We start from the raw sequence: 12,964 nt of genomic DNA on the forward strand, positions 1-12,964 counted from the left end.
CGAACCCTCGCTGCTGACATTTGTTATCTTAGGTTAACCTTGCTGGCGCGTCAACAGGGTTAACCATGGTTTACAATTCCTCCACAAATGTCTTGCAAGTTGGTGGGAGAATCCGCCACCACCGCAAGCGGCCTCGCCAGAAGATTGCCCGCATGAAGGAAAAACTGTGCAAAGTCAACGCGCTTTCATCGACAGCCGCGTGAGGGCAGCAAGTGAGAAGCAAATGACAGGCAAATGAAAAGTTGCGGCTAACTTTTCACGAATCCGCAGGTTATCGCATTGCTGAGGCAAAATCAAACCCGCGATAAGCTTTCCCCGCGGCCAGAAAAGCAAGTGACGAGCAAGTGAAAAACACGCAGGGAAGACACACGTTGTCGTTTATGCCCATTGAGGAATGTATCTCATATATCTCGGCGACGTCGACGGATCGACGGGCTTAATCAGCCCTTGTTCAACGCATGTTTTAAGCAACCGGGAAATCTGCGCCGAGTTGGAGTCTTTCAATCCGAAGCGCTCGCGAAGAGACTGATTACTCGCATAATCACGCGCCGCATAGCGCACGCACACATGCCAATAGCATGCGTCCCGCTTTTCCTCGATAGTTAAATCTTTAAAGGGACGCCGACCATAAAGCACCACCCTCGTGCTGTCGCCGTACAGCTCAATGCGCGGAGCAGGAAGATGGAGCAGCTCGCACGAATAGATGATTTTATCCCAACCCGTCCCCGCCTCCTCGCATATGCCCATACGCCGCATAACGCCCGCAAGATGCTCATTGCGCGAGCACGGCGGGTCATTCACGATTCGAGATACGTCAACCAAAGGCTGACCTGGGTTGGTGAATTCAATACGCCCGTCGAAAACCTCGACCATGGGTCCCGCGCCGCCAACCTGGAAGTCCTGATGGATCAGCGAGTTCCCCATAAGCTCGCGTAAGGCTATTTGAGGATACTCCCCTTCCGTTCTTCTTACCGCACCTTCGATGCGCTCTTCAGAAGGCAGAAGCGCCATAAGATAACGAAAAGCATCTTCGAACGACTGGGCATAGCCAGATGAAAGCGTCTCTTCTTTTTGCATGAGAATTCGAGAGGAACCATCGTAGCGGATCACCCGCAGCGCCTTCCTGGCAACGGGAGGAAACGCCGACATATCGCGCGCGATGGTTAAGGCACCTAAGTTCGTAATCGCATAGGAACCATCCACGTCTTTCGCAACGAAACGATCGACCTCGAGGGCGTGTAGCGCAGATTCCGTCTGAGCGGGCATCGGCTCGTCAAGTTTCTCGTAATAAAGGGGAATATCAAGAAGCGACACAACCTCGTCAAGCGTCAAGCGATCGAGCGCCACTTGCGTCTCAAACGCCGCCCGCCCAACCTTCGCCCATAGCTCCGATTCTCGACGAGAACCTGGAACGAGCTTCTGGGTACTGCTCCCCGTTCGAATGTAGGCTTCGTTTTTAAATCGAGCAATCTGGTACGCAGCGGGCATTATCTTCGCGACAACGACGTGCTTCCCGAACGCTTCCCCTTCCTCGAATTCGAAATGCACGTTGCTGCTCAACATGCTCCGAAGCCAAATCTCCAGATCTTGGTTGCCGTGTTTTTGCCTACGCGGATAAAAGGACGTGCCCACGACCTCGTGCGATTTATCGGTAACTCCCCATACCTTGTAGGCGAATCGGACGTCATGTAACGTCGCCGAATTGGCCAGAGCGCAAATGTCCTTCCCCTCTTTCTCGAACTCGACGAAGTTCTCTTTGAATTCGAGGTATTCGGTTTCTTCGGGATATGCGCTTAGCTCTTGAATGAGCAGTTTCATATCTTTCACGGCGAGCTCCTTGCTTCCTTAGGTTTTCATTATAAAGAAAAGCAAGTGACGAGCAAGTGAGAAGCAAATGACAGGCAAATGAAAAGTTGCGGCTAACTTTTCACGAATCCGCAGCTTATCGAGCTGTTGGGGCAGAATCAACCCCGCAAAAGGCCTTCCCTGCGGCCAGAAAAGCAAGTGACGAGCAAGAGAAAAGCTAGTGAGAATCCGCCCAAGCAACAAGTCCCGTAGGGCACTTTCTCACGCGCCATTTCGTGCAAACGGAGTCCTCCCCGAACGCAAGAAGGCCGGGCACTTTCGCGTCCGGCCTTCCCGTTGAATCATAAGAAAACGTGCTATCTGAGCGCCTTGCCCATGTCGGCTACCATGCACTCGACCGCTCCGCAGCCGGAACAGCCATGGCAGCTTCCACATCCGCTTCGAGGGCTATCGCTATCCCCGCAGTGGTCGTGGCAATCGCACAGGCCGCGCGTCGCAATGCGGCGCACCGCCAGCACAGCAAGCACGGCGATGACGAGCGCGACGACGATCGTCGACGGCGTCCAAACCAAACCCATCATAGGTGCGCCTCCTTTCTTGCGGTTTGATATCGGGGACGCGCCCGAAAACGCATCCCCGAAAGTTACTCTCAGTATACTTTACGCCGCTTCATTCTCGGTTTCAAGCTTGCGAGCAACCTTTTCGTCCTTCTTGTCGTAATTCGGCATCGGACGGAAGATTTGGAAGAGCATGAGCGCCGCGATGATGATGGCAACCACGGTCCAGATACCGAAGCTCACTTCTCCCAAGGCCAGGCCAACGAACTGGTAGAGCATGCATCCCACGCACCAGGCAAAACCGCACATGTAGCCGATGGTGATCCAGAACCACTTAGCCGAGCGCTGCTGCTGGCGAATGGTGCCCATTGCCGCGAAGCACGGCGCGCACAGCAGGTTGAAGGCGCAGAAGGCGACGATCGCAGCGGTCGATCCGCTAAGCATCTGGGCAAAGCCGTACCACAGCTGCGGGTCCGCCTCGCCGAAGTCGCCGAGCTGGGTGATGATGCCGACGGTCGCGACGACGTTTTCCTTCGCAACGAGGCCGGTGACGGCAGTTGCAGTGGCCTGCCAGTTCGCGAAGCCGAGCGGCGCGAAGATCCAGGCCAGCAGGTTACCAAGGCCCGCCATGAGGCTGTACTCCATGTAGTCGGGCGCCTCGGAATCAAGCAGGCCGAAGCCTTCGCCCGCATCGCCGAAGTTCATGAGGAACCAGATGACGATCGTGGACAGGAAGATGATGGTACCTGCTTTGATGATGTAGCCCTTCACGCGCTCCCACATCGAGAGCAGGATGTTCTTCACGCCCGGCATGTGGTACTGCGGAAGCTCCATGATAAACGGCGTGGTCTCGCCGGCGAAGAGCTTGGTCTTTTTCAGCATGATGCCGGAGAGGATGATCGCAATGACGCCCATGAAGTAGAACATCGGGGCGACATACCAGGTGGCGTCGGAATTGCCGGACGCGATCGCGCCGAACACGAGGGCGATGATCGGCATCTTCGCGCCGCAGGGGATCATGGTGGTGGTCATGATCGTCATGCGGCGATCCTTCTCGTTCTCGATCGTCTTGGTTGCCATGACGGCGGGCACGCCGCAGCCGGAGGCGATGAGCATCGGGATGAAGGATTTGCCAGACAGGCCGAACTTGCGGAAGATGCGGTCCATGATGAACGCGACGCGGGACATGTAGCCGCACAGCTCCAGGAAGCCAAGGAGCAAGAAGAGGATGACCATCTGCGGAATGAAGCCGATAACGGCGCCAACACCTGCGACGATGCCGTCCATGACGAGCGACTGGAGCCACGGGGCGACTTCGGCTGCCTCAAGGGCATTGCCAATGATAGCACCAAGACCCGGGATCCACAGGCCCCAAGAACCATCGGAGGGGTCGGGCTCTTCGACTTCGAGAGCAGCCCGGTAATCGGCGAAGGTGATCGCCTGCTCCTCGACCTCGCCGTCGTCGCCTTCGACCTCCATCGTGGCAACAGCGTGCTTGGCCTGGGCCTCTTCGTCGAACGCCGCAATCGTTGCCTGAGCATCGTCGTACTCGGCAACGGCGTCTTCGTACTCGGCCATAGCGTCGGCGTCGGTGGCGTCTTCGGGAGCCTCGGGCTCGGCCAAAACCAGCGCGTCGATCACTTCTTGGGAGTCATCGGAGGGAAGGCCGGACACCTCGTCCTCGCCGAGGATGTTCTCGACGTAGGCGGTAATCTGCGCCTGGGCGTCTTCGTACTCGGCCGTGGCCTCGTCGAACGCCTCGCCGCCGGTGTAGAGCCAGCCGTCGCCGGAGATGCCGTCGTTGGCCCAGTCGGTCACAACGCCGCCGCCGACAGAGACGGCCAGCCAGTACACGAAGAACATGATGACGATGAAGATCGGCAGGCCGAGGAATCGGTTCGTGACGACGCGGTCGATCTTCTGGGTGGTGGACATGCCCTTGGTCGACTTCTTCACCGTGTCGTCGACGACGCTGGCGATCTCATCGTAGCGGGCAGAGGTCACGATAGACTCTGCGTCATCGTCGAGCTCGGCCTCAAGCGCGTCACGGATGGCGTCGACCGTTTTCTTGTCGGCGTCCGTCAGCTTGAGCTGGGAAATCGTGCGCTCCTCGCCCTCGAGCACCTTGATGGCGAACCAACGGGCCGTCGCGGAGGAAACCCGCGAGCCGAGAACGTCAATAATCTTCGCGAGCGCCGTCTCGATCTCGTCGGAGAAGCGGATCTGCGGCGCAGCGGGAACGCCCTTCTTGCCGAGCTCGATCGCAGTCTTCACAAGCTCGTCCATGCCGCGGCCCTTGAGCGCCGAGGTGGGAACAATCGGGCATCCAAGCTCGCGAGAGAGCTTGTCGACGTCGATCTTGTCGCCGTTCTTCTCGACGAGGTCCATCATGTTGAGGGCGATGACCACAGGCAGGCCCAACTCGAGGATCTGCGTGGTCAAATACAGGTTGCGCTCCAGGTTGGTCGCGTCGATCAGGTTGATGACGACGTCCGGGTCGCCATCGAGAAGATAGTCGCGCGCGACGATTTCTTCGGGCGAATACGGCGAGAGCGAATAGATGCCGGGAAGGTCGGTAACCGTGACGTCCTTGTCCTTGGTGTACTTGCCTTCCTTCTTTTCAACAGTAACGCCAGGCCAGTTGCCAACATATTGGTTGGCGCCGGTCAGGTCGTTGAACATGGTCGTCTTGCCGCAGTTCGGGTTGCCGGCAAGCGCAATGCGAATTCCCATGATCTACCTTTCCAAAATCAACGATGCTTACCTTTGCTGCTTCGCCGAAACGGCGGCACCCTGAAGGGTCGGTGCGGTCGCTTCGATAAGTTAGATGACACTAACCGCCAAGCAAAGAAAAAGGCCTGCAAAGGCCCTGCTCGAACTAAAGAACGAGCACACTTTCGGCTTCGCTCTTGCGCAGCGAAAGCTCATAGCCGCGAACGGTGACCTCGATAGGATCGCCGAGCGGCGCCACCTTGCGAACGAAAACCTCGACGCCCTTGGTGATGCCCATGTCCATGATGTGGCGCTTGAGGGCACCTTCGCCCACAAGGCGGCGCACCGTGGCGGTCTCGCCGATGGCGACATCGCGCAGCGTCTTGTCCTGACCTGCTTCTGCCATAGCTTCTCCTCCTTTTCCTTCCTGTCTCAAAAGTCGTCCTGTCGCCGCAGCTTTCCGCGCAGTTGCGGAAACGGACGCAATGCGCCCTTTGCTGTGGCTTTAGCTTTTCACGGGGCTGCCGCACTCCCCTTTGCGGAAAGTGCGCCCGCCCACGAAAACTAACGGGTGATGATGCGCTGCGCGACCTGCTTGTTCAGTGCGACCTGCGCACCTTTGACCTCGACGATGAAGTTGCCCGCCTGCTCGGAGACGACCTTCACTTCAGCGCCGGCGACAAAGCCAAGATTCTCGAGATGATGGAGCACATCGCCCTTTTCGCGAACCTTGACGACGGTGCCCGTCTCGCCCGTCTTCATAAAGGTGAGCGGCATCTGCGCCATGGAAGGTCCCGCAACGGTTGCGGTGCTCATGCCTTTGTCCATCGCCATTGCTTCCTGCATCATAGCTACCTCGTCTTTCTTTGCTAACCGCGGTTAACATCTAGCTATCATATGCCATCTCTGGCTCGATTTGGAAGCCTTGGTGAACTTTTTTGTTTCCTTCGGCTAATCTCCATAATTCGCCGTGGTTAATTTTTCGTTACGAAACGCCTTAGAGCCAGACGCCAAAGCGAAGGTTGCGATAATGGTTGAATTGCAAAAATTGCGGATAATTTCCCTTTAAGATGTTTTCGCAGATAGTATAGTAAGCATGACTTATCTGAACGCGGAAGGTTGCAATATGAAAGACAGCTTCGCCCCGGCTGCAGGCGTAAACGAGAACTTCTATTCCGACACGCGCGGCCTCGTGAGCGACCCCGTCCCCTTCACAAAGGCGGTCATTGACGGCCTGGCCCATGGAGGCGGCCTCTACGTCCCTGCCCACGTGCCGGCACTTTCGATCGACGAGATTTGCAGCTTGGCGGGAATGCCCTACTCCAAGCGCGCCGCCACGGTTTACCGCGCCTTCGGCGTCGACCTGCCGACCGAGCGCATCGAAGCGCTTATGGAAAGCGCCTACGGCGACCAGTTCGACGACGAGCGCATCTGCCCGATCACCTCGCTCGATGAGAACACCCACGTGCTCGAGCTGTGGCATGGCCCCACGAGCGCGTTCAAGGACATGGCACTGCAATGCCTGCCCCGCTTCTTCTCCGCGAGCGCCGAGGTGCTTCGCGAACGCGGGGAACTCGACCACGACTTCCTCATCCTGGTGGCAACTTCGGGCGACACGGGCAAGGCCGCGCTCGAAGGCTTCAAGAACGCCGAGCACGTGCGCATCGGCGTGCTGTTCCCCGATGGCGGCGTGAGCGACATTCAGCGCAAGCAGATGGTCACGACCACCGGCGACAACGTGCAGGTCTGGGGCGTGCGCGGCAACTTCGACGACTGCCAGACCGGCGTGAAGAACGTCTTCGGCGACGAGGCGTACGCCGAGAAGCTGCTCTCTGAGCACAACGTGACCTTATCGAGCGCGAACTCCATCAACTGGGGGCGCCTCATGCCCCAGATCGTGTACTACATCTCGAGCTACGCCGAGCTGGTTGCCAAGGGCAAGGTCGAAGCTGGCAAGCCGATCGACGTCTGCGTCCCCACGGGCAATTTCGGGAACATCCTCGCCGCATGGTACGCCAAGCGCATGGGCACCCCGATCGAAATGCTCTTCTGCGCGAGCAACGAGAACCGCGTGCTCACCGACTTCATCAACACCGGCACCTACGACATCTCCGAGCGCGACTTTGCACTGACGCCGTCGCCGTCGATGGACATCCTGGTGTCCTCCAACCTGGAGCGCCAGCTGTTCGAGCTTTCCGGGCGCAACGCCGAGGCGGTTCGCAGCTGGATGTCCGACCTGCGCGAGAAGAAATGCTTCCGCGTGGATGCCGACACCTTCGCGGCCGTGCGCGCCGAGTTCGCGGCCGACTCCGTCGACAATGAGACCTGCCTTTCCACCATCAAGGAGGTCTTCGACGCCAACGGCTATCTCATCGACCCGCACACCGCGGTCGCCTACAAGGTCGCCGAGCAGCTGCGCGGCGAAAACCCCGTGCTCATCGCGAGCACGGCCCATTGGGCGAAGTTCGGCGACAACGTGTATCGCGCGCTTCACGGCATGGCGCCCGGAGAGCCGCTTCCCGAAGAGGCTGCTGCGCTTTCGGGATGCCAGCTCAACGAGCTGATCGCCGACGAGACCGGGCAGCACAACGTGCCCGCCAACCTGGCATCCCTCGACGCGGCGCACGTGCGCTTCGAAGAGGTTATCGATAACTCGACCGAGGACATCGAGCACGCAGCAGCGGCTTTTCTCGGCAAGACAAACTAACAATCAGGAAACCACAGGCAAACAGAAAACCGTCGAAAAAGGGGAACCCATGAGCAAGCTTACCAACCTCACTCCATCCATCAGGCTTTCCATCAAGAACCCGGACTCCGAGAGCGGATCGGTGTTCGGCCGCGGCATCGCCGATTTGTGCCTCGGCGTGCGTGAGAAGGGCTCGCTGAACGCCGCCGCGAAGAGCATCGGCATGGCGTACAGCAAGGCCTGGCGCATCATCAAGGAAACCGAAGCAGCCTTGGAAATCCAGCTGCTCAATCGCGATGGCGCCCACGGGAGCAGCCTTACCGATGAGGGTAACAAGCTTCTCGACTCCTATCTTGAAATCGCCAAGCGCGTTCAGGAAGCAGCCGAGAAGGAATTCCACCGTCTCGTCGACTAGGCATCGGCGGCTCTCGTCCGCCCAGCTGGGGCGCATCCCGCAAAATCGACGGCAACCCGCACGCCCGCGGCGCCTTCCGGCACCGCGATATGGAGTACGAGGTCCCGCGTAGCCGATTTCGCATCCGCTTTGCTTTCTTGGCGCACGTCCACAGGGCGTGCGTCTTTCTTTTTCTCCTCGGCTTCGACCGAATCGCGGGCTTTTCCCGAGCAATCCGACGGCTCCTCCGGTTCGAACACACCCCCATGCGCCTCTTCGGCATCGGGGGAATCGAATCGATGCAGGCATCCGTAGCAAGTATCCATATCGTCGAACACCCGCGCCTTGCACACAGGGCACACTTTCATCTTGTTGGTCCTTTCCGCTCTCTTTGCGCCGCATAGGCAACAAGCCCCACGCGGTCCCCTTCCGAAAACCATGCCCCGCATTCGGCAAAGCGCTCAATAGTCGCCACCGCACGAGGACATCGCAGACGCCTCATCGGACCCACTGCGCGATACGATTCGAGCACGACGCCGCAGCGATCGACGAACGCGATGTCGAGCTTTCGAACCATGCCGACGGTATGCACGTCGTTGCACGGCATGAGAATCAAAGGCTCGCTGCACCTGCGCCGCAAAAGCAGCCCGCGCGCCCTCGACGGGCCGTCCGTCGCCACCATGAGCCGCGACCAGGCGCGATCGCCCGACCTCAATCCTCGCTTATCGCGCACTGCACGACCACGCTTGAGCCCTCCCCCATAGGTACGCACGACACCATCGCCCACAGGCACACGCCCCCTTCCTTCACAAAGACCGAGCACCCCTCGATGCCCGTTTCCGATTCAACCCAACCTTTGCGCGCAAGCTCGCCCTCTATCTGCGAGAACTCGCTTTCCGCCGAATGTACGCACGAGAATCCGACGACCCCGCCCCCGCCTGAAACCCGCACCGACTTAGCCCCGCCGAGCGAGAAGAGCTCTTTCTCGAACCATGAGGGCACCGCCTCGATTCCCGTTTGCTCGCCCGCGAGCGACACCGCAGCATCGCCGTCGCTCGAATCAGGGCCGCCCCCGAGCGCGATTTTCGCCTGGTCTCCCGCGTCTTCAGCCCAAAGCGCGCGGCCCATCTTCGTCGCCGCACCCGCGACTTCGAGCCCGTCGTCGATCGCCATCGCGAGCACGATGACGACCGCGATCGAAAGCAAGGCGGCAAGCGCCCGATGCCCCTGCCCCATCAGAACAGCACCCCCGGCTTGTAGACATCCACCACCAACTCCGTCGAATGCTCCAACTGCGGAAGCGACACGCCGAAAACGGAGGACTTCAAGCCCATGCCGAAAAGCGTCGGAGTGAAGCGAAGGGTCGCACGGAAGCGCTTCTGCCCGAACGACTCGCTCGCCACCGAAACGCTTGCCTCCAGGTAGTCCTTGTCCGCAATGTCCATTCCCTCCTCGATCGCGCCAAGTGCAGCGGCGCAGCTTTGGTTCGAGTCCTCGCCATATGCCGGAGACGTCGCGAACACGCGCACCGCATTACGGGCAAGCCTGTCGAATGCGGCGCACTCCGAGAAGAAGAGCATCGCGTTCATCGCGATCACCGCAATAGCGACGAGCACCGGGATCATCACGGCGAGCTCGACGGTCATCTGCCCGCGCTCGTCGCGCGAGCAGCCGAACCTTTCTTTTTGCAGCCCGCCCATCAGTGCCACACCCTCGTGCCGGTAACGCTCGCAACAACCCCGCGGAGCGCATCCGCCGCCGCGCTCACCAACCCTCCCGTCGCCTGCCTCACCGAATCGGGTAGCGTGATGGTTATGGGAACCGAACCACCGCCAAGCGGAAACTCTACTTGGACGATCTCGATTGCGCCGTCCGCACCCTCAAGGGCTCGAAGCGCTTCGTCTTCTACCTTCCCGACAAGAGAGTCAAACAAGCTTGCCGACGAGCCCGAAGTCGAGAGCACCCCATTGCGAATCACCTGATAGTTGGCAGAAAACGTACCCGAATCAGACGCGGCAACGTACCCCGTGCTCACAAGAACGGGTTTGAGCGCATCCAGTTTCGCGGGCGCAAACCCCGCCGCTTCGACGATGCTCGCAAGCTTGTCTGCCGCCCATATGCCCAAACCGCTTGCGCTTGCGAGCGGCAACGAATCGAGCGAATGGCGAATCGCGTTGTCGATTGCTTCTTGCCCATCGCAGTAAGCGCGAAGGGCGCGCGACCACACGTCGAGTGCAAACCTTGCAGCACCAACAGCCGCTCCTCCGTCTTCGGCCAGGCTGTCGAGGAGCGAGGAGACGACCGTGCGCCCCTCTTCGCTGTCCTCCTCGAGCAACGTTGCACCGGAAACGGCGGCTCTCGTCCCGAGCGAGGACGAACCCTCAACAAACGAGCTCGCGAAGCCAGTATCCGCAGGCGCCGCAACGAGGTTCACAACCATCGAGATGGCCCCCTTGTATCCAGGAGGCTTCGCATCGATGCGCATTCCTCCAATTTCAGAGAGCGCCTCCTTGCACTTTTCGAGCAGGCCGCCGGCTTTGCCCTTCACCTCCTTCGCCGTTTCATCCTGCTTTTCGCGAGCTGCCGTGTAATCCGCTGCAGCTCGTGCCACGGCGCCGTAGTGGTACTCGAAGCCGTTCGAGATGGAGCTCGATGCGGCGGCTACCCTCCCAAGGCTCGAGGCGGTGAAGCGGCAGACGTCGCACACGGGGTAGTTTTCTGCCTCCATCTGGGCGATCGAAGCCGTGCCCATACTAGGAGACGCATTCGGGCAACCTTCCCACGCATGAAGCGTCGTCGCACCCGATGAGTCCTTCCCAAGCGGGAACACCAGGTCCGTATAGAGCCTTGTGGCCTTCATCTCCGCCGTATTCTTAGGGAGCAAAGGGAAGAAGGCGTCGAAGGAATCTCCCGTGTCGAGCACGAACCCGCGCGACACCTCGGCAAGCGCGAAGCGGTAGAACACCTTGCGCAAGGCGGACTCGGCCTGCTCCTCTGTCGCCGAAGACTGGGGAGCCTCGTCTTCAAGGCGCGCCGAGTAATAGGCCTTCGCACGATCGAGGGCGACGGAGAACGACCACGCATCAACCGAGCGGAACAGCGGATTCGATGTTGGGGAAATGTTCGAAAGGGCCTCGGCGCGCTCGTACATGCAATACGCAGGCGCATCGCCGCAATCGCGCTTGAAGCCTTCCTCCTTTGTCGAGAAGGCCTCTTTTGCAGCCTCTTCCGCCTCTTCAGAAGCTTGTTTGAGCGACTCGGTGTCCTCGGACACAGCGTCAGCGGCATCGGAGAGCGCCTTCGACGACCCCACCTCGATCCGCTCCCCCTCTGCGGGGACGAGCATCGCTATACCGAGATAGCTCGCAGCCATGACACCGCCCGAGTTTGAGCTCGCCGTCGCATACGCGCTCGCCGCCGCAAGAAACGGCAGGGCCTCCTGGAGGGCATTGAGCCCCGACGCGGCACGCTCGGCGAAGGCGTTCCTCGACTGAAGCACCTTCGTCCCCAGGTTCACCAGCTCGATCCCCAGATCTGCTGCAGGTGGAGCGCAGAGCGCAACGACGCCCAAGCCGAACATCGCGGCGCTCGTCAGCGAAAGGGAGAGCACGACGGCGTCGCACACGCGAACGGCGATCATGAACTCTGCAACCTCGCCCTCCGCCGCAAGAACGCACGCGTCGGCGACGTCCTGTATGTCCGCAGAGGCCGAAGAGACCCGATACACCTGGGCCGCCGAGAACACGAGGGACAACGTGACCAAGAGGGCAATCGCCATGCCAAGCGTCGAGAATCCCCCATCGTCATCCCAGAAGGCACCGCGCCCGCCCTTGAGCCTAAGCCTCATCAACCCACGCTCCAATCCATTCAGAGGGCGACCTTCCCGCCGCAGCATCAGCCACCCAAGTCGGCTGCACAGGCGCCGACGCCTCGACGGATACTTCGAAGTCCTCGCCATCGTTGACTACCCCCAAAAGACGGGCCCCCACCCCGATAAGCGGCAGCGGCCTTGCCTTCGTCGCAATGCGCACGCGAACCGTATCGCTCGCTTCGCCGCCCTCAAGCTCCACCTCCCACGTGCAACCTCCCTGGTGAACGTGAAAGCAATCCTGCTCAGGCACCGCGCCCAGCCGCCTGAGCGCGAACGCCCTGCACACCCCCGAAGGGTCCCCCTCAGGAGTCGTCGCAAGCAGACGACAGGTTTCCGCGGCGGCGTGCTGCATGACGATGCGGTCGTAGAGCAAGATGCCCGGCTGCACGAGCAGTATCACCAACGCCAGCGCGACAGGAAGCGCAAACGCCGCCTCCACGGTTGCCTGACCAGCATCTTCGCGAAATACCTTGCAAACTAGAACGCGAACACGTCCGCCACCGACCCTAAAGCCGCGAGCTGCAGGTGATGGGAAGCCGACATGAGCGCATGCTCCACGAACAGCCCTTCCCCCATCGCCTTGGCAAGCATGCCCAGCGCCATAATTGCGCACAGCACGCCGACGAGCACGACAGCGTATTCCACCGTGCCCTGCCCCCGCTCCGATCGCATCTTGTCGGCGAGGGGCGCGAGGTCGGCCCTCGCCCTCGGGGCCGTCACAGCCCGTTGATACCGTTTGCGATCGCATCCCAAAGCTCCTGGATTTTCGGCCGGAACAAGGTTATGGCGACTATCGCGATCACGACGAGCACGCCGACGAGAATCGCGTACTCGGTCGTCCCCTGCCCCTTCTCGCAGGCAAGCTTCGCCTTCGCCGCGCACCATGCGCCTATCGCACGTTGGCCGATTTCGGCGCGCACCCTTCTCATGAACATCAT

The 12,964-nt window shown here is 60.1% G+C and carries 14 protein-coding genes; 2 read left to right on the forward strand and 12 right to left on the reverse strand.

Going from position 1 to position 12,964, the window contains the following annotated elements; all coding sequences use genetic code 11:
• Positions 1-378 precede the first annotated feature (378 nt).
• The 5 genes from Q0I65_RS05085 to Q0I65_RS05105 all read right to left on the reverse strand — a co-directional run bounded on the left by Q0I65_RS05085 (position 379) and on the right by Q0I65_RS05105 (position 5,924).
• Positions 379-1,818 carry an ATP-binding protein gene (locus Q0I65_RS05085; RefSeq protein WP_296060812.1) on the reverse strand — a complete coding sequence of 480 codons (1,440 nt, stop codon included), beginning with the start codon at positions 1,816-1,818 and terminating at the stop codon, positions 379-381.
• Between the two features lie 344 nt (positions 1,819-2,162).
• A complete protein-coding gene (locus Q0I65_RS05090; protein WP_276997368.1) occupies positions 2,163-2,387 on the reverse strand; it encodes a hypothetical protein in 225 nt (74 codons plus the stop codon).
• A 78-nt stretch (positions 2,388-2,465) separates the two neighbouring features.
• Complete coding sequence (locus Q0I65_RS05095) at positions 2,466-5,096, reverse strand: ferrous iron transporter B (protein WP_296060693.1); 2,631 nt, start codon at positions 5,094-5,096, stop codon at positions 2,466-2,468.
• Between the two features lie 145 nt (positions 5,097-5,241).
• Positions 5,242-5,481, reverse strand: coding sequence for a FeoA family protein (locus tag Q0I65_RS05100; protein ID WP_158048828.1), 240 nt, complete (start codon positions 5,479-5,481; stop codon positions 5,242-5,244).
• A gap of 158 nt (positions 5,482-5,639) precedes the next feature.
• The gene (locus Q0I65_RS05105; RefSeq protein ID WP_277012178.1) at positions 5,640-5,924 is read right to left on the reverse strand and encodes a FeoA family protein; all 285 of its coding nucleotides are present in this window, start codon (positions 5,922-5,924) and stop codon (positions 5,640-5,642) included.
• 277 nt (positions 5,925-6,201) lie between these two features.
• Here Q0I65_RS05105 and thrC point away from each other — a divergent pair, with 277 nt between their 5' ends.
• On the forward strand, positions 6,202-7,782 hold the full coding sequence (gene thrC, locus Q0I65_RS05110; RefSeq protein WP_296060699.1) for a threonine synthase: 1,581 nt from the start codon (positions 6,202-6,204) through the stop codon (positions 7,780-7,782).
• Between the two features lie 49 nt (positions 7,783-7,831).
• On the forward strand, positions 7,832-8,176 hold the full coding sequence (locus tag Q0I65_RS05115; RefSeq protein WP_276997833.1) for a LysR family transcriptional regulator: 345 nt from the start codon (positions 7,832-7,834) through the stop codon (positions 8,174-8,176).
• Here the strand turns inward: Q0I65_RS05115 and Q0I65_RS05120 are convergent.
• The 7 genes from Q0I65_RS05120 to Q0I65_RS05150 form a co-directional block, all read right to left on the reverse strand.
• Positions 8,173-8,523 carry a hypothetical protein gene (locus tag Q0I65_RS05120; protein WP_296060702.1) on the reverse strand — a complete coding sequence of 117 codons (351 nt, stop codon included), beginning with the start codon at positions 8,521-8,523 and terminating at the stop codon, positions 8,173-8,175. The genes Q0I65_RS05115 and Q0I65_RS05120 overlap by 4 nt on opposite strands.
• A 343-nt stretch (positions 8,524-8,866) precedes the next feature.
• Complete coding sequence (locus tag Q0I65_RS05125) at positions 8,867-9,391, reverse strand: hypothetical protein (RefSeq protein ID WP_296060704.1); 525 nt, start codon at positions 9,389-9,391, stop codon at positions 8,867-8,869.
• The gene (locus Q0I65_RS05130; RefSeq protein WP_296060705.1) at positions 9,391-9,855 is read right to left on the reverse strand and encodes a hypothetical protein; all 465 of its coding nucleotides are present in this window, start codon (positions 9,853-9,855) and stop codon (positions 9,391-9,393) included. The genes Q0I65_RS05125 and Q0I65_RS05130 overlap by 1 nt, the downstream gene beginning before the upstream one ends.
• Positions 9,855-12,002 (reverse strand): molybdenum cofactor biosynthesis enzyme, encoded by a 2,148-nt coding sequence (locus Q0I65_RS05135; protein WP_296060709.1) that lies wholly within the window; start codon positions 12,000-12,002, stop codon positions 9,855-9,857. Before Q0I65_RS05135 ends, Q0I65_RS05130 begins: the two co-directional genes overlap by 1 nt.
• Positions 11,992-12,465, reverse strand: a complete 474-nt coding sequence (locus tag Q0I65_RS05140) for a TadE family protein (RefSeq protein ID WP_296060712.1) — start codon at positions 12,463-12,465, stop codon at positions 11,992-11,994. Before Q0I65_RS05140 ends, Q0I65_RS05135 begins: the two co-directional genes overlap by 11 nt.
• A 38-nt stretch (positions 12,466-12,503) precedes the next feature.
• Positions 12,504-12,746 (reverse strand): hypothetical protein, encoded by a 243-nt coding sequence (locus Q0I65_RS05145; protein ID WP_296060714.1) that lies wholly within the window; start codon positions 12,744-12,746, stop codon positions 12,504-12,506.
• The gene (locus Q0I65_RS05150; protein WP_296060717.1) at positions 12,743-12,964 is read right to left on the reverse strand and encodes a hypothetical protein; all 222 of its coding nucleotides are present in this window, start codon (positions 12,962-12,964) and stop codon (positions 12,743-12,745) included. Before Q0I65_RS05150 ends, Q0I65_RS05145 begins: the two co-directional genes overlap by 4 nt.

The organism is uncultured Ellagibacter sp. (assembly GCF_934643285.1).
Taxonomy (GTDB): Bacteria; Actinomycetota; Coriobacteriia; order Coriobacteriales; family Eggerthellaceae; genus Ellagibacter.